Annotated in this window: 17 protein-coding genes; 7 read left to right on the forward strand and 10 right to left on the reverse strand. The window is 73.9% G+C overall.

Annotation, left to right across the window (positions count from 1 at the left end; genetic code table 11):
• The first annotated feature begins 33 nt into the window (after positions 1-33).
• Positions 34-447, forward strand: a complete 414-nt coding sequence (locus ACH5AO_RS02945) for an organic hydroperoxide resistance protein (protein ID WP_030868470.1) — start codon at positions 34-36, stop codon at positions 445-447.
• Here the strand turns inward: ACH5AO_RS02945 and ACH5AO_RS02950 are convergent.
• From ACH5AO_RS02950 to ACH5AO_RS02990, 9 genes are all read right to left on the reverse strand, one after another.
• On the reverse strand, positions 437-1,990 hold the full coding sequence (locus ACH5AO_RS02950; RefSeq protein ID WP_398921153.1) for a hypothetical protein: 1,554 nt from the start codon (positions 1,988-1,990) through the stop codon (positions 437-439). The two genes, ACH5AO_RS02945 and ACH5AO_RS02950, sit on opposite strands and share 11 nt — an antisense overlap.
• A 98-nt stretch (positions 1,991-2,088) precedes the next feature.
• Complete coding sequence (locus tag ACH5AO_RS02955) at positions 2,089-3,354, reverse strand: hypothetical protein (protein ID WP_398921156.1); 1,266 nt, start codon at positions 3,352-3,354, stop codon at positions 2,089-2,091.
• On the reverse strand, positions 3,351-5,570 hold the full coding sequence (locus ACH5AO_RS02960; protein WP_398921158.1) for a CDP-glycerol glycerophosphotransferase family protein: 2,220 nt from the start codon (positions 5,568-5,570) through the stop codon (positions 3,351-3,353). Before ACH5AO_RS02960 ends, ACH5AO_RS02955 begins: the two co-directional genes overlap by 4 nt.
• A 7-nt stretch (positions 5,571-5,577) precedes the next feature.
• The gene (locus tag ACH5AO_RS02965) at positions 5,578-7,779 is read right to left on the reverse strand and encodes a CDP-glycerol glycerophosphotransferase family protein (protein WP_398921159.1); all 2,202 of its coding nucleotides are present in this window, start codon (positions 7,777-7,779) and stop codon (positions 5,578-5,580) included.
• 154 nt (positions 7,780-7,933) lie between these two features.
• Positions 7,934-10,213 carry a CDP-glycerol glycerophosphotransferase family protein gene (locus tag ACH5AO_RS02970; protein ID WP_398921161.1) on the reverse strand — a complete coding sequence of 760 codons (2,280 nt, stop codon included), beginning with the start codon at positions 10,211-10,213 and terminating at the stop codon, positions 7,934-7,936.
• A gap of 148 nt (positions 10,214-10,361) precedes the next feature.
• Positions 10,362-11,252 carry a carbohydrate ABC transporter permease gene (locus tag ACH5AO_RS02975; RefSeq protein ID WP_398921164.1) on the reverse strand — a complete coding sequence of 297 codons (891 nt, stop codon included), beginning with the start codon at positions 11,250-11,252 and terminating at the stop codon, positions 10,362-10,364.
• Positions 11,249-12,598, reverse strand: a complete 1,350-nt coding sequence (locus tag ACH5AO_RS02980; protein ID WP_398921166.1) for a carbohydrate ABC transporter permease — start codon at positions 12,596-12,598, stop codon at positions 11,249-11,251. The genes ACH5AO_RS02975 and ACH5AO_RS02980 overlap by 4 nt, the downstream gene beginning before the upstream one ends.
• Positions 12,599-12,605: 7 nt before the next feature.
• A complete protein-coding gene (locus ACH5AO_RS02985) occupies positions 12,606-14,012 on the reverse strand; it encodes an ABC transporter substrate-binding protein (RefSeq protein ID WP_398921169.1) in 1,407 nt (468 codons plus the stop codon).
• Positions 14,013-14,304: 292 nt separating this feature from the next.
• Positions 14,305-17,868, reverse strand: coding sequence for an FHA domain-containing protein (locus tag ACH5AO_RS02990; RefSeq protein WP_398921971.1), 3,564 nt, complete (start codon positions 17,866-17,868; stop codon positions 14,305-14,307).
• A gap of 462 nt (positions 17,869-18,330) precedes the next feature.
• Here ACH5AO_RS02990 and ACH5AO_RS02995 point away from each other — a divergent pair, with 462 nt between their 5' ends.
• The 4 genes from ACH5AO_RS02995 (at position 18,331) to ACH5AO_RS03010 (ending at position 23,707) form a co-directional block, all read left to right on the forward strand.
• Positions 18,331-20,049 carry a serine/threonine-protein kinase gene (locus ACH5AO_RS02995; protein ID WP_398921171.1) on the forward strand — a complete coding sequence of 573 codons (1,719 nt, stop codon included), beginning with the start codon at positions 18,331-18,333 and terminating at the stop codon, positions 20,047-20,049.
• A gap of 109 nt (positions 20,050-20,158) precedes the next feature.
• Positions 20,159-21,403 (forward strand): serine/threonine-protein kinase, encoded by a 1,245-nt coding sequence (locus ACH5AO_RS03000; protein WP_398921173.1) that lies wholly within the window; start codon positions 20,159-20,161, stop codon positions 21,401-21,403.
• Between the two features lie 221 nt (positions 21,404-21,624).
• Positions 21,625-22,731, forward strand: coding sequence for a peptide chain release factor 2 (prfB, locus tag ACH5AO_RS03005; protein WP_398921176.1), 1,107 nt, complete (start codon positions 21,625-21,627; stop codon positions 22,729-22,731).
• Positions 22,732-23,038: 307 nt separating this feature from the next.
• On the forward strand, positions 23,039-23,707 hold the full coding sequence (locus ACH5AO_RS03010; protein ID WP_398921177.1) for an LPXTG cell wall anchor domain-containing protein: 669 nt from the start codon (positions 23,039-23,041) through the stop codon (positions 23,705-23,707).
• 99 nt (positions 23,708-23,806) lie between these two features.
• Here the strand turns inward: ACH5AO_RS03010 and ACH5AO_RS03015 are convergent, their stop codons facing one another.
• Positions 23,807-23,998 (reverse strand): hypothetical protein, encoded by a 192-nt coding sequence (locus ACH5AO_RS03015; protein WP_311575138.1) that lies wholly within the window; start codon positions 23,996-23,998, stop codon positions 23,807-23,809.
• Positions 23,999-24,328: 330 nt separating this feature from the next.
• Here ACH5AO_RS03015 and ftsE point away from each other — a divergent pair, with 330 nt between their 5' ends.
• Positions 24,329-25,018, forward strand: coding sequence for a cell division ATP-binding protein FtsE (gene ftsE, locus ACH5AO_RS03020; protein WP_030834344.1), 690 nt, complete (start codon positions 24,329-24,331; stop codon positions 25,016-25,018).
• Positions 25,019-25,047: 29 nt separating this feature from the next.
• Positions 25,048-25,965, forward strand: a complete 918-nt coding sequence (gene ftsX / locus ACH5AO_RS03025) for a permease-like cell division protein FtsX (RefSeq protein ID WP_398921179.1) — start codon at positions 25,048-25,050, stop codon at positions 25,963-25,965.
• Positions 25,966-25,994 lie beyond the last annotated feature (29 nt).

Here is a 25,994-nt window from a genome sequence, read left to right on the forward strand (position 1 = left end):
CCGAGCCACGACTCGAGAGGGAAGGTCCTTTCCATGGACGCGCTCTACACCGCTGTCGCCACCGCCACCCACGGCCGCGAGGGCCGCGCCGTCACCTCCGACGGCAAGCTCGACCTCGGCCTGAGCGCCCCCGTGGAGCTCGGCGGCAACGGCCAGGGCACCAACCCCGAGCAGCTCTTCGCCGCCGGTTACGCGGCCTGCTTCGGCAGCGCCCTCGGCGTGGTCGGCCGGGCGGCGAAGGTCGACGTCAGCGACGCCGCGGTGACCGCCGAGGTCGTCCTCGGCAAGCAGGGCGAGGGCTTCGCGCTCGCGGTGACGCTCCGCGTCGAGCTGCCCGAGGGCATCGAGGAGGAGACCGGCCGCAAGCTGGTCGAGCAGGCCCACCAGGTCTGCCCCTACTCCAACGCCACCCGCGGCAACATCCCCGTCGACCTCGTCATCGAGTAGTCCCCGGCACCCGCGCCAGCACCTCACCCGTCCGCCGGCTCCACGCCACCACCACCGCCTCCTCGGGCACCCGCTGCCGCGGCGTCAGCAGCAGCCAGCGCGCGTGGTACCGGCGGACGACCGCGGCCCGCTCGGCGCGGGTCGAACCGGGATCGAGGTACGCGCGCACGTCGGCCACCCGCCGCAGCCGCTCCCCCTCGTCCAGCGAGGCGTCCGGCCAGGCCGGCGCGGCGAGGTTCGGCCCGTACCCGGCGATCGCGTGGACGGCGTGGTAGCCGTCGGTGATCACGACCTCGCCCGGTCCGACGTACCGCGCGGCCCAGTCGTACGACGGCCAGTCCGGCGGCCGTGCGAAGCCCGCCGGCACCACCGCCCCCGCGTGCACGGTCAGGAACGCCACGCACGCCCCCGCCGCCGCGGCCCCGCCCAGCAGCCGCCGCCACACCGGCCACGGCCGCGGCGCCGCCAGCTCCACCGCGAGCGCGAACTGCAACGGCACCGGCGTCAGCCCGAGGATCCTGCCGTAGGTGTAGTGGCCGCTGACCCAGCCGTACGCCACCACCAGGCAGTCCAGGGCGAACAGCAGCACCAGCGGATCGCGCCACGAGGCGCGCCGGGCCCGCAGCCACAGCGCCGGCAGCCCGAGCGGCACCAGCCCGAACCGACCGCCGAGGTCCAGGTACAGCCGCCGGTGCAGCGCGTCCACGCTGCCGTCCCCGGCCAGCGCGAACACGTCGAAGTACGGCCAGCAGGCGGCCGTCAGCAGCGCCACCGCCCCCGTCACCGCCCACCGCCCGGCGACCGCGGCCGACCACCGCCGCTGCCACCCGGCGACCAGCGCCACCGCGCCCAGCGCCGCCGCGACCGCCGTGATCGGGTGCACGAGCAGGACCAGCCCGTACAGCGCGCCCAGCGCCGCATGCCCCAGGGCCGGGCGCGGCCCGCCCGGCCCCACGTACCGCACGGCCCCCGCGTTCCGGGCCCGCGCCCCCGTCAGCGCCCACGCCCAGAAGGTGAGCCCGATCGCGCACGCCGACGGGTAGGGCAGATTGCCCGTCATCGACATCAGGTTCAGGTAGCCGCTCCACCAGGCCCGCTCCACTCCCCACAGCAGCGCCATCGCGCCGAGCGCCAGCACCGGCGCCCACGGGCGCGGGGTCAGCACCCGCACGAAACGGCCGATCCCGGTCAGCAGCACCAGCAGGTTCAGTGGCCCGGTGAGCCGGACCACCTCCCAGCCGCCCAGCCCCGTCAGCCGGGCGGCCGCGCCCTGCGCCAGCGCGAACGGCGAGTAGTAGGGGCTGCCCGCCCCCGGCAGGTCCGCCATCGGGTGCCGGGGGTTCAGCAGGTCGTCCTTGAGGCGCTCGACGACCGCCGCGTGCTGTCCGGCGTCGCAGCACAGCGGCACCCTCCAGTACGCCAGCGACATCACCAGCCAGAACAGGAAGCCGAAGAACTGGTACGGGGTGGGGCGCCAGGCCCCGCCGCCGCGCAGCGCCGTGGCACCGCGCACGGCCGGCCGGACGAGGACCGGGGAACTCATCGGAGGGTGCGGAAAGGGAGCTTCGCGGGCATTTGCCCAATCTTCCCGGCGCGCTCCACGGCATGACCCCACGTCACCTCATCGGGTGAAGCGGACGGTCAGCGTGCCGGTTCCACCGGAGCCCCCTGTGCCGGCACCACCGCCCGCCGCACCACCGGCTCCAGCAGCAGCGGCACGCCCAGCACCGGCAGCAGCCAGGCCGGCGTGATCAGCCGGTCGCCCCAGATGTTGATGTCCGGATGCCCGGCCTGGTTGAGGAACCCCGTGCAGGCGGCGGCCACCAGGAAGACGCCGAACGCCGGCCGCCGCGGCGCCCCCGCGACACCGGCCGCCAGGAACGCGACGAACACCGGCTCCCACAGCTGCCGCCGCAGCCACTCCGTCCAGAAGTTCCCCTGCAACTGGAGGAACTCCGCCCACGGCCGTTCCCGGTCGGGGCGGGCGAAGTGACCGGTGAGCAGGTCCTGCACGCTCTCCGACACCGACGGATACCCCAGCAGCCGGGCCAGCAGCACCGTGCCGAACACCCCCGCGCACCCGGCCCCCGCGAGCGCCACCACCCCGCGCCCCGGCTCCCGCCCCCGCCACCGGCGCCGTACGGCGACCGCCGCGCCCGCACCCGCCAGGCACAGCCCGAGGAACAGGGCCTGTGCGTGCTTGACGGTGAACAGCGCGAGCAGCGCCGCCCCCACCAGCAGCAGGCCCGCCCGCCTCCTGTGGCCCTCCAGCACCAGCGCGCAGCCCCACAGCGCCACCAGGGTGAGCGCCAGCAGCAGCCCCTCGGTCATCGGGCGCATCGCCGTCGTCCCGCACGGCAGGACCAGGAACAGCGCCTGCCCGGTGAGCGCGAGCGGCACCGGCACCGACAGGGCGCGCAGCACCAGGAAGGCGAGCACCCCGCCCGCGCAGGTCACCACCACGCCCGCCGCCCACACCCCCCAGGTCGCCCCGAACAAGGCGACGAACGGGGCCAGGAACACCGGGTAGCCGGGCCGCGCCTCGAAGATCCGCATGAACCGCTCCGGCATGAACGGCACGGTGTGCCCGCCGGTCCGCCCGGCCGCCAGCATCGCCTCCACCTGCCGCCACTCCCGCTCCCGGCACTCGCGCAGGACCTCCGGAGCGGGGTCGGGGGCGTGGAAGCGGACCACGTCCACGTTCTGCTCGCGGTGCGCGATCGACGCCCGGCCCGCGCAGAAGTGGTCGATGGTGGCGGTCGCCGCCTCCCGCTTGTCCGCACCGGTCAGGCTCAGCGCGTACGACAGGTAGTTCTTGCTGTCGGGGGTGTCCCGGCCGGTGACGTTGGCGAGTTGCAGCAGCGCGAAGACGGCGGCCAGCAGCAGGACCCGGGTGCGCGGTGTCACGACGGGACCGGCAGGCCGGCGCCGGTGGCCTGGGCCGGCACCCGGGCCGGTCCGGGTGCCGGCCGCTCGGGCATCGGCTCGCCCAGCATCAGCGTCCGCACCACCCGCTCGGCGGCCCGGCCGTCGTCGAACTCGCAGAACCGCTTCCGGAACGCCGACCGCAGCCGCGCCGCCTCCTCGTCCTTCCAGGCCCCGGAGTCGAACAGCCACGCCAGTTCCCAGGGGGAGCGTGCCACGTGGCCCGGCGCCTCGGCCGTGATGTCCAGGTAGGCGCCCCGGCTCGCCCGGTAGGCGTCCCAGTCGTCGGCGTACACCACGATCGGCCGGTCCAGCAGGGCGTAGTCGAACATGATCGACGAGTAGTCGGTGACCAGCACGTCGGCGGCGAGCAGCACGTCCTGCGTCTCCGGTTCGTCCGTGGCGTCGACGAGCACGCCCCGCCGGTGCAGCTCGGACAGGCCGAGCCCGCGCGCCGGGCCGGCGGCCAGCGAGGGGTGCAGGCGGACGACGAGGGTGCGGCCCTCGCCCAGGCAGGCGGCGAACCGGGCGAGGTCGAGCCGCTCCACCAGCCCGTCCCTGCGGTAGTCGCGGCGGGTCGGCGCGTACAGCACCACCGTGTCGCCGTCCGGGACGCCGAGCCGTTCGCGCACCACACGCCTCCGGTCCGCCGGGGCCGCGACCAGGACGTCGTTGCGGGGGCTGCCGGTGCGCAGGGAGGTGAAGTGGCAGGGGAAGGCCCGCTCCCACACCAGCTCGGAGTGCCGGTTGGCGACCAGGCTGTAGTCCCAGCGGTCGGCGCGGCGCAGCATCCGCGGGACGTCGAGGCCGAGCCGGGCGCCGGGCCGGTCCAGCAGGTCGGCGCCCAGGTACTTCAGCGGGGTGCCCCGGTGGGTGTGGACGTGCACGCTCCCCGGGCGTTTGACCAGCGAGCCCGGCCAGTTGACGTTGTTGACGAAGTACGTGGCCCGCTCGGTCACCCGGCGGTATCCGGGCGAGCCGAGCAGCACGTACTCGGTGTCCGGCGTCAGCCCGGCCGCCTGCTCCTCGTCGGCCAGCACCCACACGCCCCGCACGTGCGGGGCGAGTTCGCGTGCCGCGCGGTGGATCGCGGCCGGGTCGCCGAGCACGCCCCGGTGCGAGAACGCCGAGTACACGGCGAGGTCCGGGTCGAGCGGGCGGCGGAAGACGGACCGGGCCCGGGTCCGGGCGTACCGCGCCGCCGTCGCCGTACCCGCCTGCCGGGCCCGCCGCCCCAGCTCCCGCCCGGCCCGCTCCGCCCGCTGCCGCAGGACGTACCCGGCGTAACTCCCCTCCAGCACCCGCAGTTCCGCGGGGACCACCGCGCCCTCCGGCCGGTGCGCCCGGAACATCTCGGCCGTACGGCGGAAGAACTCGCCCCTGTCGGACGGCGGCAGCCGGTCCGGCTTGGCGAGGATGTCGAGGCAGTGCTCGCCCATCTTGGCGTGCAGGAAGGGCCGCCAGTGCGCGAGCTCCGGGCGGGCGTCGACGAACCGGAACACCCGCGCGTACTGCGCGTGGACGTCGAAGTGCCCGCGGCCGGTGGTGGACAGGATGCTGCCCCGGCGGCGCTGCCGGTAGTACACGCAGATCCGGTCCAGGGCGGCGATGCGCTCCGCGCTGAGCAGCACCGGAAAGGTCCAGGGCGTGTCCTCGTAGCAGCCGGGCGGGAAGGCGAAGCCCTCCCGGACGACGAAGTCACGGCGGTGGACCTTGTTCCACACCACCATCAGCAGATCGAGGATCTCCGGCCGCTCGGCCGCCGTGAACACCTCCTCGACGGCCAGCACACGGGCCAGGGTGTTGCGGCGGGTGCCGCCCCACCAGTGGGTGCGGGCGTAGTCGAAGACCAGGACGTCCGGATCACCGGTCTCGTCGAGGCGGTCGGCCACCGCGCGCAGCGCGCCCGGGGCGAGGGTGTCGTCGCCGTCGAGGAAGAACAGGTAGTCGCCCGTCGCGTGCTCCATGCCCGCGTTGCGGGCCCGGCCCAGGCCCACGTTCTCCGGCAGGTGCACCACCCGGACCCGCTCGTCGCGGGCCGCGTACGCGTCGAGGACCGCGCCGCAGTCGTCGGGGGAGCGGTCGTCGACGGCGATCACCTCGAGGTCGCGGTACGACTGCCCGAGCACCGAGTCGAGACAGGCGTGCAGGTACCCCCGCACCCTGTGGACGGGGACGATGACGCTGAAGCGGGGCACTGTTCTGTCAGCTCCTCACCAGGGCGGTGGCGGCGGGGGCGGGGACGCGCTCCGCGAGCGGGATCACGGGCGGCAGGGCCTCGGGCGGTTCGCCGAGCAGCACCCGGCGCACCACCCGCTCGGCGGCCCGCCCGTCGTCGAACGCGCAGAACCGCTCCCGGAACCCGGCCCGCAGCGCGGCCGACCCCGCGTCCGCGTACGAGCCGTCACGGAACACGCGGGCCAGCTCCTCGGGGGTGCGGACCACCGGCCCCGGCGGTGCGTCCATCAGGTCGAAGCAGACGCCCCGGACCTCCCGGTAGACGTCCCAGTCGTCGGCGTACACCACGATCGGCCGATCCAGGTTGGCGTAGTCGAACATGATCGACGAGTAGTCGGTGACCAGCGCGTCGGCGGCCAGGCACACGTCCTCCGACGAGGGGTGCGCGGTGACGTCGATGACCCGGCCGCCGGCCCGCGCGGTGCCCCGGTCGTAGAAGTAGTGGGCGCGCAGCAGGACGACGACGTCCTCGCCGGCCGCCGCGCAGAACGCCTCCAGGTCGAGGCCGGGCTCGAAGCCGGTGCGGTGGTCGCGGTGGGTGGGCGCGTACAGCACGGCCCGCGCGCCCTCCGGCACGCCCAGCTCCGCGCGGATCCGGGCCACGTCGTCCGCGCCGGCCGTCAGGTACACGTCGTTGCGCGGATAGCCGTACTCCAGGTGCTCGTAGGAGCCGGGGAAGGCGCGCTCCCACACGCGCGTGGAGTGCGGGTTGGCGGAGAGGTTGTAGTCCCAGCGGTCCACCCGGCCGAGCAGCTTGGCGAAGCTGCCGGTGGCGGCGGCCACCACCGGGTACGTCGACTGGTCGACGCCCATCGTCTTCAGCGGGGTGCCGTGCTGCGTCTGGAGGTGGACGCTGCCGGGCCGCTTGACCACGCCGTCGGCGAAGTTGGCGTTGTTGACCAGGTACGTGGCGCGGGCCAGCACCTCCCAGCAGCGGCGGCTGCCGAGGACCGCGTACTCGACGCCGTCCGGCACGGTGTGCTCCCGGCCGGCCTCCACCAGGAACACCGAGCGGATGTGCGGGGCGAGTTCGCGTGCCTTGGCGTGGATCGCGGCCGGGTTGCAGACGTAGCCGCGGCCCCAGTACGCGCAGTACACGGCGAGGTCCGGATCAAGCGGGCGGTACCGGTGCATCCGGTACAGCAGCCGGGTGCGCAGGCCCCTGGGGCGCGGCACCGCCGCCACGGTCCGCGCCACCGCGCGACGGGCGCCGCGCAGGGCGGTGAACGCCCCGTAGGAGCCGGACGCCAGCAGCCGGTGCTGCACCCCGAGACTGCCGCGCGGGGGCCGGTACCCGGCGGGGCGGTGCCGCCGGTACAGGGTGCTCGCCCGGTGGAAGAAGGCACGGCGGCCCGACGGGAGCCGCCGGGGACGGGCGGCCGTCCTCAGCACGGCGGCGAACAACTGCTCGAACAGGGGTGTCGCCCGCTCGGCGGGCAGCCCCCGTCCGGCGGCCCGCTCCAGCACCAGCTCGACCTGGTCCAGCAGTTCGGCGTGGTGTTCCCCGGGCAGGTTCAGCCGGCTGCCCTGCCGCCGCACCAGATGCCGTACGACGACCGAACGCAGCACCGCCACCCGCTCGGCTTCCAGCATCGCGAGGCCGCCCCACCCGATGTCCGTGAAGTGGCCCGCGGGGAAGGCGAGATTCCGCTCGGTGACGAAGTCACGGCGCCAGGCCGCGCTCCACGCCGGGAACTCCACGCCGGTGAGGTACGGGGCGCGGCCGGGGGGGAACGCGCCGTCGGGGGCCCTCGCCAGCAGGGGCGCGGCCGGGTTGGCGGGCTCGCCCTCCCACCAGGGCGCCCGCTCGTGTTCGCAGTGCAGCACGTCCACCGGACCGGTCCGGTCCAGGCGCGCGTCCAGCGCCGCCAGCGCCCCCGGTACGAGGACGTCGTCGCCGTCGAGGAACAGCAGGTACGTCCCCGTGGCCGCCCGCGTCCCCGCGTTGCGGGCGCCCGCCAGTCCGGCCGTCGGCGGCGCGTGCACCGGCGCCACCCGCGAGTCCCGCTCGGCGTGCCGGGCGGCCACGTCGGCCGCGGGGGAACCGGGTGCCGGGCAGACCGGGATCAGTTCGAAGTCGCCGAAGGACTGGGCGAGGACCGAGTCCAGCGCCCGGCCCAGCCGGCCGGCGACCCCGTGGGACGGGACGATGATGCTGAAGCGGGGCATTCTGCTCTTTCTCGTGGAGGATGTCGTGGCGCCCTCAGCGGGCGGGGCGCCTGCCCGGCCGTCCCGCCGGCCGCCGGGCGGGCGGCCGGGCCGGGGTGGGCCGCGACGAGCCGGAGGGCATGGGAACTCCCTGTGCGCGAAGGGGGAACGGCGGTCAGCCGCGATCGGTGACGGCCAGGACCCCGGCGGGCTGCTGCTGCGGCACCGTCGTGAGCGACGACGGGACGGACACGGCACCGGTCGGCGGCACCGGGCGGCGTTCCTCCACCGGCACCACCGGAGGCAGGTCCGTCTCCCCGAGCACCACCCGGCGCACGACCCGCTCGGCCGCGCGGCCGTCGTCGTGCGGGCAGAAACGCGCCCGGAAGTCCGCCCGCAGCCGGGTGGAGCGGGCACCGCGCCAGTGACCGCTCGCGAAGACGTCGATCAGCTCGTCCTCGCCGCCCGCGACCGGGCCCGGCGGGAACGCCCGCGGGTCGAAGTAGGCGCCGCGGGCCGCCTCGTACGCCTCCCAGTCGTCGATGTGCAGCACGACCGGCCGGTCCAGGCCCGCGTAGTCGAACATCAGCGGCGAGTAGTCCGTGACCAGGGCGTCCGAGGCCAGGCACAGCGCGGTGACGTCCGGGTGGCCGGTGACGTCCAGGACCCGGTCGGAGGCGGCCTCCAGCGGCCCGCCGTACGGGTGGCGGTCGGCGAGGGACAGGACGACGAACCGCGGGCCGAGCCGGCGCACCACGCGCTCCGGGTCGAGCGGCCGGCGCTGGGTGCGCCGGTAGTCGCGGCGGGCCGGCGCGTACAGGATCGCCACCGACCCCTCCGGGACGCCGAGCGACTCCCGCAGCCGGGCCACGTCCGCCCCGGTCGCCGTGTGGAACCGGTCGGTGCGCGGCCTGCCGTACTCCAGGGTGGTGTAGCGGCCGGGGCAGACCCGCTCCCAGGTCAGGGTCGAGTGGCGGTTGGCGGAGACGACGTAGTCCCACTGGTCGACACCCGCGAGGAACCGCGCGAAGTCGGTGTCCCGGGCCGCCGCGGGACGCTCCAGCAGGTCCAGGCCCTCGTGTCCGAGGGGGGTGCCGCGCCGCGTCTGCACCAGGACCTGCCCCTTGCGCTTGACCAGCCCCGGCACGGTGTCGGCGTCGGTCACCAGGTACGCGGACCGGGCGAGCGCGCTGAAGTGGGCGGCCGTGCCGGGCACGAGCCGGCGGGCGGTCGGCGGAAGGGTGTGGTGGTGCTCGGGACGCGCCACCCACGCGGTGCGGACGTGCGGGGCCAGCTCGCGCAGCGCCGACTCCAGCGCGCCCGGGTCACCGCCGTGACCGCGGCCTCCGTGAGCGGCGAAGAGGGCCCGGTCGGCGCGGAGCGGCAGCAGCCGCTGGAACCGGTAGTGCAGGCGCAGGACCGCGCCGCGCAGGGTACGCGGCCACCGCCCCGTGATCCGGGCCCACCGGCGGCGCAGCACCGCCGCCAGCCGCAGCGCCCGGTAGGTGCGGTGCAGCCCCAGACGGACCAGCGTGTGGTGGATCCGGGCGCGCGCGGACACGGACACGCCGGACGCTCCGGGCACCCGGTGGCGCCGGCAGTGGGCGCGCGCCCGGCGCAGGAAGGCGGCGCGCGACCCGCGCGGCAGCCGGTCCCGCCGCGCGTACACCGTCACCAGGTGGTCGAGCATGCGGCGGAACAGCACCGGCCGCCAGTGCCGCAGCGCGGGCCGCTCGTCGAGGAACGCGAAGACCCGGTCGTACTGGTCGAAGACGTCGAAGTGCCGTTCGCTGACGGTGCGCAGGATGCCGCCGGCCCGGCGCTGCCGGTAGTGCACGCAGACCCGGTCCAGGGTGGCGATCGACTCCGCCGTCATCAGGACCGGGTAGGTCCACGGGGCGTCCTCGTAGTAGCCGGGCGGGAAGGTGAAGCCCGCGCGCTCGACGAACTCCCGCCGGTAGGCCTTGTTCCACGCCACCATCAGCAGGTTCAGCAGCCCCGGCCGGTCCTCGAGGCGGAACGGTGCGGGTCCGTCCTCGGTGAGTTCGGCGGCGACCCGGTTGCGCACGGTCTCGCCCGACCAGTGGGTGCGCGCGTAGTCATAGACCAGCACGTCCGGTTCGCCCGTCTCCTTCAGCCGGTCGGCGAGGGCGAGCAGCGTGTCGGGCGTGAGGGTGTCGTCGCCGTCCAGGAACACCAGGTAGTCACCGCTCGCCCGCTCCATCCCGGCGTTGCGGGCCGGGCCGAGGCCGGCGTTCCGGGGCAGGTGCACGGCCCGTACGCGCGGGTCGCGGGCCGCGAACTCGTCGATCACCGCACCGCAGGCGTCCGGCGAGCCGTCGTCGACGGCGATCAGTTCCAGATCGGGGTACGACTGGGACAGCACCGATTCCAGGCACTCGTGCAGATACGCCTGGACCTGGTACGCGGGGACAATGACACTGAACCTGGGCAAGGGGCATCCAACGGTCGGTGCGGGCGCTCTGCCCGGCAACGCCCGCCGCCCCGGCTTGGTTACGCGCCCTGCGGCATCCGGGGGACGCCCGTCACACGAAGGGGCGGACCCGTGACGGCCCGCCCCTTCGAGCCCGTCCGTGTTCCCGCTACTTCACCGCGCCCGCCATCACACCGGAGACGAACTGCCGCTGGAACGCGAAGAACACGACCAGCGGGACCACCATCGAGATGAACGCGCCGGGCGCCAGGACGTCGACGTTGTTGCCGAACTGCCGTACCTGGGTCTGCAGGGCGACCGTGATCGGCTGGCTTCCCGAGTCGGTGAAGATCAGCGCGACCAGCATGTCGTTCCACACCCACAGGAACTGGAAGATGCCGAGCGCGGCGATGGCCGGACCGGCCAGTGGCATCACGACCCGTACGAACAGCCGCAGTTCGCCCGCGCCGTCCAGCCGGGCCGCCTCCAGCAGCTCCCTCGGGATCTCCGCGAAGAAGTTCCGCAGCAGGAACACCGCGAACGGCAGGCCGAAACCGACGTGGAAGAGGACCACGCCGGTCACGGAGCCGAAGAGGCCGATGTTGCCGAAGAGTTCGGCGATCGGGATCAGCGCCACCTGCACCGGCACCACCAGCAGCCCCACCACCGCCAGGAACCACCAGTCCCGGCCCGGGAACTCCATCCAGGCGAAGGCGTACCCGGCGAGGGAGCCGATCACCACCACCAGCACGGTCGCCGGGACGGTGATGTACACCGTGTTCAGCAGCGAGCCGGTGATGTCGTCGTTCTCCAGCAGCGTCTCGTAGGCGCCGAAGGTGAGCTGCGAGGGCTCGGTGAACACCTTCCACCAGCCGTCGGCGGCCATGTCCTGCGGGGTGCGCAGGCTGGCCAGCAGCAGCCCGACCGTCGGGACCAGCCAGAACAGGCCCACCACGATCAGGAAGACGCGGACCAGTCCGCCGCTGACCCACTCGCTCAGCCGGGACCCGAGCGACCGCTCGGCCCTGACGGTGGGGACCGCCTTGACGACGTCGCTCATCGCCGCACCTCCCGCCGCAGCCGTCGCACGTTGAACCACATCACCGGGATGACGAGCAGCAGCAGGAACACCGCGATCGCGCTGGCGATGCCCGGCTGGTCCGACGCGAAGCCCTTGCGGTACAGCTCCAGCGCGAGGACGTTCGCGTCGTCCTGGGACGAGCCCGGCGCGATGATGAAGACCAGGTCGAACACCTTCAGCACGTTGATCATCAGGGTGACGGTGACGACCGCGAGGACCGGCGCCAGCAGCGGCACCGTGACCCGTCGGAACACCTGCCACTCGTTCGCGCCGTCCACCCGCGCGGCCTCCAGCAGCTCCCGGGGCATCCCCGCGAGCCCGGCCCCGATCAGCACCATCGCGAAGCCCGCCCACATCCAGATGTACGAGCCGATGATCGCCGGCGTGACCAGCGACGGGCCGAGCCAGTCCAGGCCGTTGTACGGCTCGGCGAAGTTGCCCGCCGGGAGCCGCAGCCGGGCCCCGTCGGCCTTCGAGGAGAAGGAGAACGCGCCGTCGTCGCCCGCGGTGGCCGTCTCCACCACCTCGCCGTCCTTGACGGCCTCGATCCGCATCCCCGGATAGCCCAGCTCGGCCGCGTCGACGCCGTTCAGCGTGCCGACGCCCTTGCCGCGGGTGAAGTCCTGCCAGGTGGTGCCGGTGATCCGGTCGTCCTCCGGCTTCGGCGCCGCCGCCCGCTCCGCCTCGTCCGGCATCAGGTCGGGGGCGACCCCGACCAGCGGCAGCGTCACCGTGTCACCGGTGCTCACCGTCCCCTTGGTGATGAACGCGCCCCCGCCGGCGGGCTCCAGCGGCGACTCGCGGCCCGGGTGCGCCTTCGGGAACGCCGACGACTGGGCGAAGGTGTCGTGCACCCCCACCCACACCGCGTTCGCCACGCCCTTGTCGGGGTCCTGGTCGTACACCAGGCGGAAGATGATGCCGGCGGCCAGCATCGAGATCGCCATCGGCATGAAGACGACCAGCTTGAACGCCGTTCCCCAGCGCACCCGTTCGGTCAGCACCGCGAAGACCAGGCCGAGCGCGGTCGCGATCGTCGGCGCGAACACCACCCAGACGACGTTGTTCTTCAGGGCGGTGCGGATGCCGTCGTCGGTGAACAGGGCCCGGTAGTTGTCGATTCCGGCGAAGCCGTCACCGGACTGGTCGTAGAAGCTGCGGACGACGGAGTACCCGATCGGGTAGACCACGAGCGCACCGAGCAGCACGAGCGCGGGCAGCAGGAACAGCGCCGCCACGGTGGTGCGGGTGCCGGTGACGCTCTTGCGCGACTTGGGAGCGGCAGGGGCCGCCTTCGGTGCCCCTGCCGCCGTGTCCGACGCCATCGCCGGATCAGTTCCCGTACGCCGCGGCCGCGTCGGCCTCCAGCTTCGCCTGCGTCCCGGCGACGTCCCCCGGGTTCTTCAGGAAGTCCTGGAGGATCTTCCACTCGCCCTTGCCGGGTGTGCCGCCGAAGGCCTGCGGGGCCTGGTCGGACATGTCGAAGCGGAAGTCGTCGCCGGCCGCGACCAGCGCCTCGGCGATCTTCCTCTGCACGTCGTTCGGATACGCCGACGGGTCGACGTTCTTGTTCGGGGAGAGGAAGCCGCCCAGCTTCGCGTGGATCGCCGCCGCGTCGGGGGAGGCCAGGAAGGTGGCCAGCGCCTGCGCCGCCTTCGAGTCCTCCAGGATCACGGCCGCGTCACCGCCGGAGACCACCGGCGCGGTGTCGCCGACCGCCGGGAACGGGAACACCTTGGCGTCCGTGCCCACCTCCGCCTCGGTCTCGCCGATGTTGACCTGCGCGAAGTCACCCTCGTAGACCATGCCGGCCTTGGGCTGGTCGCCGCCGGTGAAGGTCTGCGTCACGGACGTCGGGAAGTCGGTCCCCAGCGCGCCGGAGGCGACGTAGTCCTTCTTGCCCCAGATCTCGGCGAGCGTGGTCAGCGCCTCCTTGACGGAGGGGTCCGTCCACTTGATCTCGTGCTTCGCGAGCTGGTCGTACTTCTCCGGTCCCGCCTGGGAGAGGTAGACGTTCTCGAACCAGTCGGTCAGCGTCCAGCCCTCGGCGCCGCCGACCGAGAACGGGGTGACACCGGAGTCGTACACCGTCTGCGCGGTGGTGAGCAGTTCGTCCCACGTCTTGGGCTCGGCGGCCCCCGCGTTCTCGAAGACCTGGGCGTTGTACCAGATCAGCGACTTGTTGGCGGCCTTGTAGTAGACGCCGTACTGCTTGCCGTCGACCGTGCCGATGTCCTGCCAGCCCTGCGAGTAGTTCTCGCCGAGCTCCTTGGCCGCCTCGGCGCCGAGCGGCTTGGCCCAGCCCTTGTCGACGGCCTGCTTGATGGCGCCCGGCTGCGGCAGCATCGCCACGTCCGGCGGGGCGCCGCCCGCGACCTTCGAACCGAGGAAGTTGATGATCGGGTCCTGGGCGGGGACGAAGGTCACCTTGGCGCCGGTGCGCTTCTCGAACTCCGCGAGGACCTTCTTGAAGTTGGCCTGCTCGGCGCCGGTCCACACGGCGGCCACCTCGAGGCTCTCGCCGTCCAGCTTGGGCAAGGTGACGGTGGTCCCGGTCCCGCCGGTCCCGCCGCCCTTGTCCTCGTCGTCGCCCTTGTCGTCGTCGCCACCGCCGCACGCGGTGAGCGAGACCGCGAGCACCCCCGCGGCGAGCACCGCGGCGGCCCTGCGGGTGCGGGGGGCCGCCAGGTGGTTCCCAGGCGACCTGCGTGTCCGGATGATCCTGCTCGTCCTGCGCATCACTGCCCCGTTCTTCGTACTCCGTCGAACGCCCAGCGCTGTCCCGTGCGCTCTGGTCTACGCCCGGGGGGTGGGGGTGGCAAGACCGCGTCCCGTGTCAAGTCGGGGATCGTGACCGCGTCGTGACCAAGGGTCACCTGTCGGTGAGTACCCCCACTCATGACGGGGGAGACCCCGGGCGGAACGCTGTGGACATGCTCCGAGGCGCACGGCGCCTACGCCGAGCCCCGGCCCGGAGCGGAACCCTGTGCCGAGAACCGGGGAGGCCACTGACCGGCCTCCGCCCCGGGCGTCAGAGCAGCGACGGCACCTCCGCCGCCGCGACCTGACGGGCCGCCCGCTCCAACGCGCTGGCGAGCAGCGCCAGATCGGTGGGACCGTTGCCGAGCTCGCGCACCTGACGGCGGGCCGGCGGATCCCCCATGCGGTGCCACTCCAGGGGCACGACCGTCGGCCGCAGCGTCGCCGTCCGCGGGATACGGCCGGTCACCCGGCCCCCCTGGAACGCCGTCTCCCGCCCGTCCGGCCGGACCACCCGCCCCCGCCCCGGCGCCGGCGCCTCCGGCCCGCCCCCCGGCACCACCGCGTCGAGCGCGACCCGCAGCGACGCCTGCCGCACCGGCTCGCTCTGCGCCGTACGGGCGCAGGGTCCGGTGGCCATCACCAGGTGCACGCCCAGCCGCTCACCGTCCCGCGCCACCGCCTCCAGCGCCCGCATCACCGATCCGGCGGCGGGCCGCCCCGGCGAACCGAGCGCGGGGGACACCAGCGCGTCCAGGTCGTCCACGACCACCACCAGCCGGGGCAGCGGCGGCGCGGCCTCCGTCTTGCGCCGGTCGGCGCCCGGCCGCAGCCGCAGCGTCGAACTGGGCGGGGTGTCGAGGTCCCCGTTCCGCTCCGCGCGGGACGCGGACGCCGTGCGCTGGGCGACCATGCGGTCCGACAGCGTCCGCCCGGTGTGCCACTCCGTGAAGTCCGACCGGCCCAGCAGCTCCGTGCGCCGCTTCAGCTCGGCGCTCAGGGACTGCGCGAACTCCCGCATCCGCACCGGGTCGTTGGCGGACAGGTGCGTGGTGACGTGCGGTACGTCCGTGCACACCCGCAGGTCCTCGCCGGGCGCGTCGCCCGGCGAGGGGACGCCCCGGCCGTCGACCAGCACGACGGCCAGCCGGTCGGGACGCTCCGCGGCGGCCAGCGAGGCGACGACCGCCCGCAGCAGTTCCGTACGGCCGCTGCCGGGCGGCCCCTCGACCAGCAGGTGCGGTCCGTCGGCGGCGAGGTCGGCGGTGACCGGACCGCGCGGTCCGGCGCCCAGTACGGCGGTGACGCGCCCGCCGAGCGCCCGGGTGTCGTCGGCCGCGTCCGCCCAGCGGGCCATCAGCGAGGCCGGGGTGGCCCGGGCCAGGCCCAGCTCGTCCAGGAGCCGCGCCGACCGGGGCAGCGGCGCCGACACGCGCGCGTGCGGCTCCCCGCCGGCGCCGTCCGTGCGCAACGGTGCGAGCGCCCGCGCGAACCGCTCGGCCCAGGCGGGGGAGACCGCGTCGACCGTGGCGAGGGTGCCGTGGCCGACGGGGCCGGAGGGACGGCCGGAGCCGGTACCGGCGACCCGCAGCAGGCGCAGGGCGGTCGCCACGTCCCCGCTGAGCAGGGCGACGGCCCCGCACTGCCGGAACGCCGGCGCCGCCGCGCAGGCCGCCTCGTACGTCTCCGTCACCGGGGACGCGGGGGAGGCCGCGGCCGTCTCGGCGAGGCACACCACGTGGATCCCGGCCCGGGGCCCCTCCAGGGCCAGCCGCGCCACCGCCTCGCGCACGTCGGGGCCGCCGGGGTCGCCGTCCACGACGACCACGGTGTACGGCCCTTCGTACGGTGCGTGCGGTCCCTCGCCGGAGGTGCGGGGGGCCGCCGTGTGGCCGTGGTCCTCCAGCCGGCGCAGCAGTTCCTCGGCGCGGGCCGCGGCCTGGTCGGGGTCGTGCGCGAGGAGCAGGCGGCAGTCCTGGCCGTGCCCCGGGCGCACGTGCGGCAGCCAGCCCAGCCAGGACCATTCGGCGGTGCGCTCCGCCGCCGGGCGGGAGGGGTCCGCGGCGATCAGGACGATCTCCAGGACGTCGGGGGAGTGCAGCGCGGCGAGCTGGGCGAGCACCGTGCGGGCCAGCCCGGCGAGCCGCTCGCGCGGGCCGGCCAGTCCCAGCGCGCCGGCCTCGCGCAGCCCCGAGGTCACCGGTACGGCGGGCAGCAGGCCGGAGCCGTCCGGTGCCGGACGGTCCGCGGTGCCGAGCCGCACCGCGAGCGCCTCCGGGTGATCCGGTCCGCGCTCCCACAGCCGGGGGCCGGGGCCGAGCGCGGTCAGCAGCAGCGCGGCGGGGTCCGGCCAGGTCTCGGGCACGGCGGTGGCGGTCGCGCCCGGGGCGGGCACGACACCGGAGTCCTCCTCGCCGTGGGCGGCCCACGCGGCCTCCGGCTCCTGCCGCCCGCCGGTCAGCCGCCGGGCCCAGGCGGTGAGTCCACCGCGCCTGCGCCCGCCCGTCGGCCGGGGGAGGCCGGTGCCGCGCACGGGGGTGCCCTCACGGGTGCCGGAGAACTCCTCGCGCGGGGCGGAGGAGATGCCGGTGGGCATGTGGCCGGTGGCGGGCCCGGTGGTCGGGCCGGTGAGACGGCCGGGTGCGCCGCCGGGTGTCCGGCCGGGCGCCGGGGGGGCCGCTCCGCTCCGGACCTCCTCGCCCGCGCCCTTCTCGCCCCGGCCCTCCTCGGGAGCCGTCCCGGCGGAACGGCCGGCGGCGCCGGGGCCCGTACCGGGCGCGCCCACGCCGGAGCGTCCCGCGTGGGTGTCCCCGTCGGCGGACGGCGGCCGTGACACGCGGCGGCCCTGGGGAAGGCGGGGCACGTCTCCCCGGGCGACCGTGCGCACCGCGCGCCCCCCGGGGGCGGTGCCGGTGCGCTCGATCCCGGGGGCGCGGCCCTGCTCCGGCACCCGCGGCGGCCGGCCCTCACCGTCCCACCGCGCCGTGTCCGGTGCCTCCCGTGCATCCCGTACGTGCTGTACGTCCTGCGTGTCCCGTACGCCGTGCGCGCCCGGTGCGTCCGGTGCCGTCGTGGCCCAGCCGGCCGAGCCGTGGGCGTGGTGGGTGGGGTCCGCCGGTGCCGTCCCGCGCGCGGGGGCGTCCCCGCCGCCGGCCTGCCCGGCCGGGGGCGGCACCCGTACGTACCCCTCGCCGTCCGGTGTCGTGGCCGTGCGCGCGGGGGGACCCGCCGCCGGGGTCAGGCGCAGGGCCGACTCGCCGATGCGCAGGAGCGCGCCCGGGGTGAGGCGGACCGGGCGGGGGCCCACGCGCCGGCCGTCCAGGGTCGTGCCGTTGGTGGAGCCGAGGTCGGCGACCGAGACGCCGCCGTCCGGGGCGACCGTCACCGCGCAGTGCAGCCGGGAGACGTCCGGGTCGTCGAGCGGTACGTCGGCGTCGGCGGAACGGCCTATGCGGATCTCGCCGCCGTGCAGCAGGTGCACCCCGCCCGCGTCGGGACCGGCGACGACGTGCAGCCGGGTCGGGGCCTCGTCCAGCTCGGGATGCGGTTCGGGCTCGCCCGGGGCGCCCACGGCCAGCACCGCGCCGTCGATCAGCGGGGGCTCGCCCAGTGTGCAGCGCTGGGCGTCCAGCCGCTGGTCACCGGCGTACAGCACCGGTGTGCCCGAGGAGCCGGACGGGCCGTCGCCGCCGGAGACCGCCGAGGCCAGCGCGGGGGCGACCGCGGCCAGGGCCGTGCCCGCGGGTGCCGTGACCAGCACGTCGCGGCTCGCGGCCCGCTCCCGCGCGGGGAAGGAGGGGCCCAGCGGGTCTACGACGGTCAGCCGGATCTGCATCGCCGTCAGCGGTCCCTTCTGCGCGGGCGCCCGCGACGCGGGGGACGCCACCGCTCCGCGGCCCCCCGACCGTGGACTTCCCCCACCGCCACACGCGCACGTACGGCCAGTACTGCACGCATCCTCGCACCTGCCACCGACAACGCGCCCGCCCTCCGGCAGCAAATGATCTTGATTGGTCGGCTCTGCCCGCAAAAGTGCCTGACCGGGGAGGAGCGAATGATCGTTCCGGCTTCATTTGAGATCGGTCACGTCCGGCATGCGGCAACCAACGGACCGAGTCGGGCGTCTTTCCTGCGAACCTCCGCACACGGAAGGGAAAACGGTACGTAAGCCCCACAGGGAGATCACGTCGAGGACGACCGGCCGGTATCCCACGCGGCGGCACTACAGTTGGGTCGGAACGTTCCGAGACACGGTGGACCAGGGTGTACGCCAAGCAAGCAGCAGGGAGTGCGTGACGTGCGGCCAGTCGGCAGCAAGTACCTGCTCGAGGAGCCGCTCGGACGCGGCGCCACGGGCACCGTCTGGCGAGCCCGCCAGCGGGAGACCGCGGGCGCCGAGGCGGCCGTTCCGGGACAGCCCGGCGAGACCGTCGCGATCAAGGTCCTCAAGGAGGAGCTCGCGGGCGACGCCGACGTCGTGATGCGCTTCCTCCGCGAGCGGTCCGTCCTGCTCCGGCTCACCCACCCCAACATCGTCCGGGTCCGCGACCTGGTCGTCGAGGGGGACCTGCTGGCGCTGGTCATGGACCTCGTCGAGGGCCCCGACCTGCACCGCCACCTCCGCGAGAACGGCCCCTTCACCCCCGTCGCCGCCGCCCTGCTGACCGCGCAGATCGCCGACGCGCTCGGCGCCAGCCACGCCGACGGCGTGGTGCACCGCGACCTGAAGCCCGCCAACGTCCTGCTCAAGCAGCAGGGCGGCGAGCTGCACCCGATGCTGACCGACTTCGGCATCGCCCGCCTCGCCGACTCCCCGGGCCTGACCCGTACCCACGAGTTCGTCGGCACGCCCGCCTACATCGCGCCCGAGTCCGCCGAGGGTCGCCCGCAGACCTCCGCCGTCGACATCTACGGCGCCGGCATCCTGCTGTACGAGCTGGTCACCGGCCGTCCGCCGTTCTCCGGCGGCTCCGCCCTCGAGGTGCTGCACCAGCACCTGAGCGCCGAACCGCGCCGCCCCTCCACGGTCCCCGACCCGCTGTGGACGGTCATCGAGCGCTGCCTGCGCAAGAACCCCGACGAACGGCCCAGCGCCGAGAACCTCGCGCGCGGCCTGCGCGTCGTCGCCGACGGCATCGGCGTGCACGCGAACTCCGCGCAGATCGCCGCCGCCGAGAACGTCGGCGCGCTCCTCGCCCCCGACCCGGCGCCCGCGCCCGTACCCGGCACGCCCGGTGCGCCCGGAGCGTCCGGTGACGCCGACCCGACGCAGGTGCTGCCGCAGGGCGGCGCGGGCGGCTACGACCCCGACGGCGCGACCAGCGTCCTGCCGCAGACCGGCGGCCCGGCGGGCGCCGCCGACCCCACGGCCGTCATGCCCCCCGTACCGCCCGGACAGCCCGGCGGCCCCGGTGCCGGTCCGGAGGACCCGCACCCCTGGCAGAGCCAGCTCCGCGCCGCCCGCGACCGCAACGAGCAGACCCAGGTCCAGTACCTCGACCCGAGCGAGGACCCGCTGCGCCGCCGCCCCCAGCGGCAGGTCTCCCGCTCCCCGCAGCAGCAGCCGCCACCACAGCCGCAGCAACCGCAGCAGCGACGCCCGCAGCCCCGGCAGCAGCCCGGTCCGGGGTACGGCTACCCGCAGCAGCCCCCGCCGCAGCAGTACGCCCCGCCGCCGGAGCCGCAGCGCCGGCAGCAGCCCCAGCCGCAGCGGTACGCGCCGCCGCCCCCGCCGCCGGAGCCGCAGCGCCCGGCCCGGGAGCCGCGGCAGCCCCGGCAGCGCGGCGCCAACCCGATGCGCGTCCCCGGCCTGGGCTGCCTGAAGGGCTGCCTGTTCACGATCGTCATCCTGTTCGTCGCGAGCTGGCTGATCTGGGAGCTGAGCCCGCTCCAGGACTGGATCGGCACCGGCAAGGGCTACTGGGACCAGCTCAGCGACTGGTTCGGCTCGGTGACGGGCTGGATCGAGGACCTGGGCGGCTCCGACGAGCCCTCGGTGCCCTCCGGGACGAACTGAGCTTGTTTACTGATTTGTCGACATCCGAGGGGTGATTTCCGGATCCGCTGTGAAGGCCGGCACTCCGGACGCGTAGCTTTAGCGGCAACACGCGTCGGTAGGAGCAGTCTTGGCACGGAGAATCGGCAGCCGGTACACCGCCCACCAGATCCTCGGGCGGGGCAGCGCCGGCACGGTGTGGCTGGGCGAGGGCCCCGACGGGCCCGTCGCCATCAAGCTGCTGCGTGAGGATCTCTCCTCGGACCAGGAGCTCGTCGGCCGCTTCGTGCGGGAGCGGACGGTGCTGCTCGGTCTGGAGCATCCGCACGTCGTCTCCGTGCGCGACCTGGTGGTCGACGGCAACGACCTCGCCCTGGTCATGGACCTCGTCCGGGGCACGGACCTGCGCACCCGCCTCGACCGGGAGCGCAGGCTGGCCCCGGAGGCCGCCGTGGCGATCGTCGCCGACGTCGCCGACGGCCTGGCGGCGGCCCACGCGGCCGGGGTCGTGCACCGGGACGTGAAGCCGGAGAACGTGCTGCTCGACATGGAGGGCCCGCTCGGCCCCGGCGGCTCGCACCGCGCCCTGCTCACCGACTTCGGTGTGGCGAAACTCATCGACACCCCGCGCCGCACCCGCGCCACGAAGATCATCGGAACGCCCGACTACCTGGCGCCGGAGATCGTCGAGGGCCTGCCCCCGCGCGCCTCGGTCGACATCTACGCGCTGGCCACGGTCCTGTACGAGCTGCTCGCCGGCTTCACGCCGTTCGGCGGCGGACACCCGGGCGCGGTGCTGCGCCGCCACGTCACCGAGACGGTCGTCCCCCTCCCGGGCATCCCGGACGAGCTGTGGCAGCTGCTGGTGCAGTGCCTGGCGAAGGCCCCGGCGTCCCGGCTGCGCGCCTCCGAGCTGGGCGCGCGGCTGCGGGAGCTGCTGCCGATGCTGGCGGGGATGCCGCCGCTGGACGTGGACGAGCCGGACACCGAGCCCGCGGAGGAGGCGGGGGAGGAGCTCCAGCCCTCCGGGCCGGCCCCGGCCGCCGGGGCGCCGGTGCGGCGCCGCGGCGCGGTCCCGCTGGTGCCGGGCGCGAAACCGGCCGACTCCAACCGTGACACGCACACGTCGATGAGGGTGCCGGCCCCCGACGAGCTGGCCGGCGGTGCCCGCGGCACGGCCCGCGCGCCCCGCGCGGCGGGCGCCCGCCGACCGGGCTCCGCCCGCAACCGCGCGGTCACCCGCCGCCGCCGGCTCACCCTGGCGGTGGCGGCGGCGGTGCTCGTGGCGGCGGGCGTGGGCACGTGGCTGGCCATGACGGAGGACGAGGCGACCCCACCCCAGGACACACGGAACTCGGCACCCGCGAACCCCTGACCCCCTAGGGGCGCACTGTAAGGGGCGCGGGGAACTGCGCAAGGGGTTCCGGGGGCGGAGCCCCCGGGGACGATGGGGGAGGGAAGGGGCGGCGGGGGCGAAACAAACGACCGCCCCACGACCGGAAGCCGCCCCGCCCCCACGGGCCCAGCCGGGTAATGCCCCGCCCCGGCTCCGCCGTACTGCGTGGGCCGCCGCGCGGAGCCGTTACGCTGGAGGGCGTGGCAGTCGTCGATGTATCCGAAGAGCTCAAGTCCCTCTCCTCGACCATGGAGTCGATCGAGGCCGTCCTGGACCTCGACAAGCTGAGGGCAGACATCGCCGTGCTCGAGGAGCAGGCGGCCGCGCCGTCCCTGTGGGACAACCCGGACGACGCGCAGAAGATCACCAGCAAGCTCTCCCACCTCCAGGCCGAGGTGCGGAAGGCCGAGGCGCTCCGGGGCCGGATCGACGATCTCTCCGTGCTCTTCGAGATGGCGGAGGAGGAGGACGACCCGGACACCCGCGCGGAGGCCGAGGCCGAGCTCGCCGCGGTCCGCAAGGCGCTGGACGAGATGGAGGTCCGGACGCTGCTCAGCGGCGAGTACGACTCCCGTGAGGCGCTCGTCAACATCCGCGCGGAGGCCGGCGGCGTCGACGCCGCCGACTTCGCCGAGAAGCTCCAGCGCATGTACCTGCGCTGGGCCGAGCAGCGCGGCTACAAGACCGAGCTGATCGAGACGTCGTACGCGGAGGAGGCCGGCATCAAGTCGACCACCTTCTCCGTCCAGGCGCCCTACGCCTACGGCACCCTCTCCGTCGAGCAGGGCACCCACCGCCTGGTGCGCATCTCGCCCTTCGACAACCAGGGCCGCCGCCAGACCTCCTTCGCGGGCGTCGAGATCCTCCCCGTGGTCGAGCAGACCGACCACATCGAGATCGACGAGTCCGAGCTGCGGGTGGACGTGTACCGCTCGTCCGGCCCCGGCGGTCAGGGCGTGAACACCACCGACTCCGCGGTGCGGCTCACCCACCTCCCCACCGGCATCGTGGTCTCCTGCCAGAACGAGCGCTCCCAGATCCAGAACAAGGCCACCGCGATGAACGTCCTCCAGGCCAAGCTCCTGGAGCGGCGCCGCCAGGAGGAGCAGGCCAAGATGGACGCCCTCAAGGGCGACGGCGGCAACTCCTGGGGCAACCAGATGCGTTCGTACGTGCTGCACCCGTACCAGATGGTCAAGGACCTGCGCACCGAGTACGAGGTCGGCAACCCCGAGTCCGTGTTCAACGGCGAGATCGACGGCTTCCTGGAGGCCGGAATTCGCTGGCGCAAGCAGCAGGAGAAGTAACCTCCGGCGCGAACGCTGATTTGTCGACAAGGCAACTGCCGCCACTTGGGCGGCGGTTGCCTTTTTCGTCCGGTGGCATCCGGGATTTACATCACACTCACAGTTTCGTTTTCTCGCAAAGCGCGCGTAGGCGGACATCGCGTACGCAACGGCCTTGACGTTCTTTTGGAAAATGGGAAAGGTGAAGCGTGGCATGCGTATCTCTGGGGCGCATGTGAACCGGGGGGCGTTTCATCTCAGTCACCCCCGTTGATCACCGCCCTGGGCGCCGCCTCATTGACGATGAGCTACTGGGGGTAGCAACCATATGACGAAGAAGACGCGGATCCGTGTCGCTCGGATCGCGGCCGGCGCCGTGATCGCGGCCGGTGCCTCGCTGACGGCGGCCGGCGCGGCCTCCGCACTCGACCTCACCGGAACCGCCTCGGCGAGCGGTGAGGGCCTCGGCCTCGGTGTCAGCGCGGACCTCGACGACCCGGAGGACCCGACCGACCCGGAGATCCCGACGGACCCGGAGGACCCGGAGGACCCGACCGACCCGGAGATCCCGACCGACCCGGAGGAGCCCACCGACCCGGAGGAGCCCACCGATCCGGAGGAGCCGACGGAGCCGGAGGAGCCCACCGAGCCCGAGGAGCCGACGGAGCCGGAGGAGCCCACCGAGCCCGAGGAGCCGGTCGAGGAGCCCTCGGAGGACCCGACCACCCCGGGCAACGGCAACGGCGGTAACGGTGGCGGCAACGCCGCCGACCCCAACGGCGGCGCCTCGCCGCAGGACGAGGGCTCCTCGGCCCTCACCGACACCGGCGACGACGTCCCGGCCACCTCGGCCCAGGGCGGCGACGGCAAGGAGCTCGCCGAGACCGGTGCCGCCGAGACCACCTTCCTGCTGATCGGTGCCGCCACGATGATCGCCGGCGGTATCGGCTTCCGGGTGCTGCCGCGCATGATGTCCGGCCGCGGCGCCGCCGCCTGACGGTGGCCGCACGCGTACGCACCGTACGCATGACGTAGGGCGAAGGGCCCGGAGCGCGACCGCGCTCCGGGCCCTTCGCCCATGCCCGCGTGAACGGCGTCAGACGGTCTGGTGGGCGAGCAGCGCCACCGCCGCGATCAGCACCGCCAACAGCGCGATCAACGTCATGGGGTTCAGCCCCGCGAAGAAGTTCCCTTGCTGCAGCCGCTCGCGGTTCGCGCGGCACACCGGGCACCGGCCCTCGCTCACGGGCGCGGCGCAGTTCGCGCACACCAGCCGGTCGTACGTCATGCGCTCGCCCTCCTCGCACCGGTTCCAGATGAACAACGCCCACCCTCTCGCGAACGTTCCCCTTCCACTGTGCCAGGTTCCCGCGGAAGCCGCGTGAGGTCGCTCCGGGAGGGGGCGGTTTCGGAAGGTTCCGCGGCCGTGGCGCCGTGGGGCCGGTCGCGACCACGCGGCGGAGCCGCACATGTCACAGCCCCGCGCCCCAAGGCGTCGTGCCCACCCGGCACCGGAACAAATGGGCGCAAGCTCTGCACAACGGCTTCGGTGCCTGCGCACGCCTCCCGGGTCGCGTATGGTCACGCTCATCTACCCCCGGCTAACCGTGGTGCATCCGTGATCCGATTCGACAACGTGTCCAAGGCCTACCCCAAGCAGAACCGCCCCGCGCTCAGGGACGTCACCCTGGAAGTGGAGAAGGGCGAGTTCGTGTTCCTCGTGGGGTCCTCCGGCTCCGGAAAGTCCACCTTCCTGCGGCTGATCCTCCGCGAGGAGCGGGCCAGCCACGGACAGGTGCACGTCCTGGGCAAGGACCTCGCCCGTGTCTCCAACTGGAAGGTGCCGCAGATCCGGCGCCAGCTGGGGACCGTGTTCCAGGACTTCCGTCTGCTGCCGAACAAGACGGTCGCCGAGAACGTCGCCTTCGCGCAGGAGGTCATCGGCAAGTCGCGCGGCGAGATCCGCAAGTCCGTGCCGCAGGTGCTCGACCTCGTCGGGCTCGGCGGCAAGGAGGAGAGGATGCCCGGCGAGCTCTCCGGCGGTGAGCAGCAGCGCGTCGCCATCGCGCGGGCCTTCGTCAACCGGCCCAAGCTGCTCATCTGCGACGAGCCCACCGGCAACCTCGACCCCCAGACCTCCGTCGGCATCATGAAGCTGCTCGACCGGATCAACCGGACGGGCACCACCGTGGTGATGGCGACGCACGACCAGAACATCGTGGACCAGATGCGCAAGCGCGTCATCGAGCTGGAGAAGGGCCGTCTCGTCCGCGACCAGGCACGCGGCGTCTACGGCTACCAGCACTGACGCTCCACGGAAAGGCTTGATCAGACGCCATGCGCGCCCAGTTCGTCCTGTCGGAGATCGGCGTCGGTCTCCGCCGCAACCTGACGATGACCTTCGCCGTCGTCGTCTCCGTTGCCCTGTCGCTCGCCCTGTTCGGTGGGTCGCTCCTGATGAACGACCAGGTGAACACCATGAAGGGCTACTGGTACGACAAGGTCAACGTCTCCATCTTCCTGTGCAACAAGGCTGACGCCGAGTCCGACCCCAACTGCGCCAGGGGCGCGGTGACCGACGACCAGAAGGGCCAGATCAAGACCGACCTGGAGAAGATGTCGGTCGTCGACTCGGTGACGTACGAGTCGCAGGACGAGGCGTACAAGCACTACAAGGAGCAGTTCGGCGACTCCCCGCTGGCCAGCTCCCTGACGCCGGACCAGATGCAGGAGTCGTACCGCATCAAGCTGAAGGACCCGGAGAAGTACCAGGTCATCGCGACCGCCTTCGACGGGCGGGACGGCGTGCAGTCGGTGCAGGACCAGAAGGGCATCCTGGACAACCTCTTCGGGCTGCTGGAGGGCATGAACATCGCCGCCCTCGCGATGATGGCGCTCATGCTGGTCGTCGCCCTGATGCTGATCGTGAACACGGTGCGCGTCTCGGCGTTCAGCCGCCGCCGGGAGACCGGCATCATGCGGCTGGTCGGCGCCTCCGGCTTCTACATCCAGACGCCGTTCATCATGGAGGCCGCCGTCGCCGGACTCATCGGCGGTGTCCTCGCGTGCGGGTTCCTGGTGCTCGGCCGGTACTTCATCATCGACCACGGGCTGGCCCTGTCGGAGAAGCTGAACCTGATCAACTTCATCGGCTGGGACGCCGTCCTGACGAAGCTTCCGCTGATCCTCGCGACCAGTCTGCTGATGCCGGCGCTGGCCGCGTTCTTCGCACTGCGCAAGTACCTGAAGGTTTGACTCTTGTCACGAGGGGCGCACGGCCAACC

The sequence above is a fragment of the Streptomyces sp. NPDC018964 genome (assembly GCF_044390325.1).
Taxonomy (GTDB): domain Bacteria; phylum Actinomycetota; class Actinomycetes; order Streptomycetales; family Streptomycetaceae; genus Streptomyces.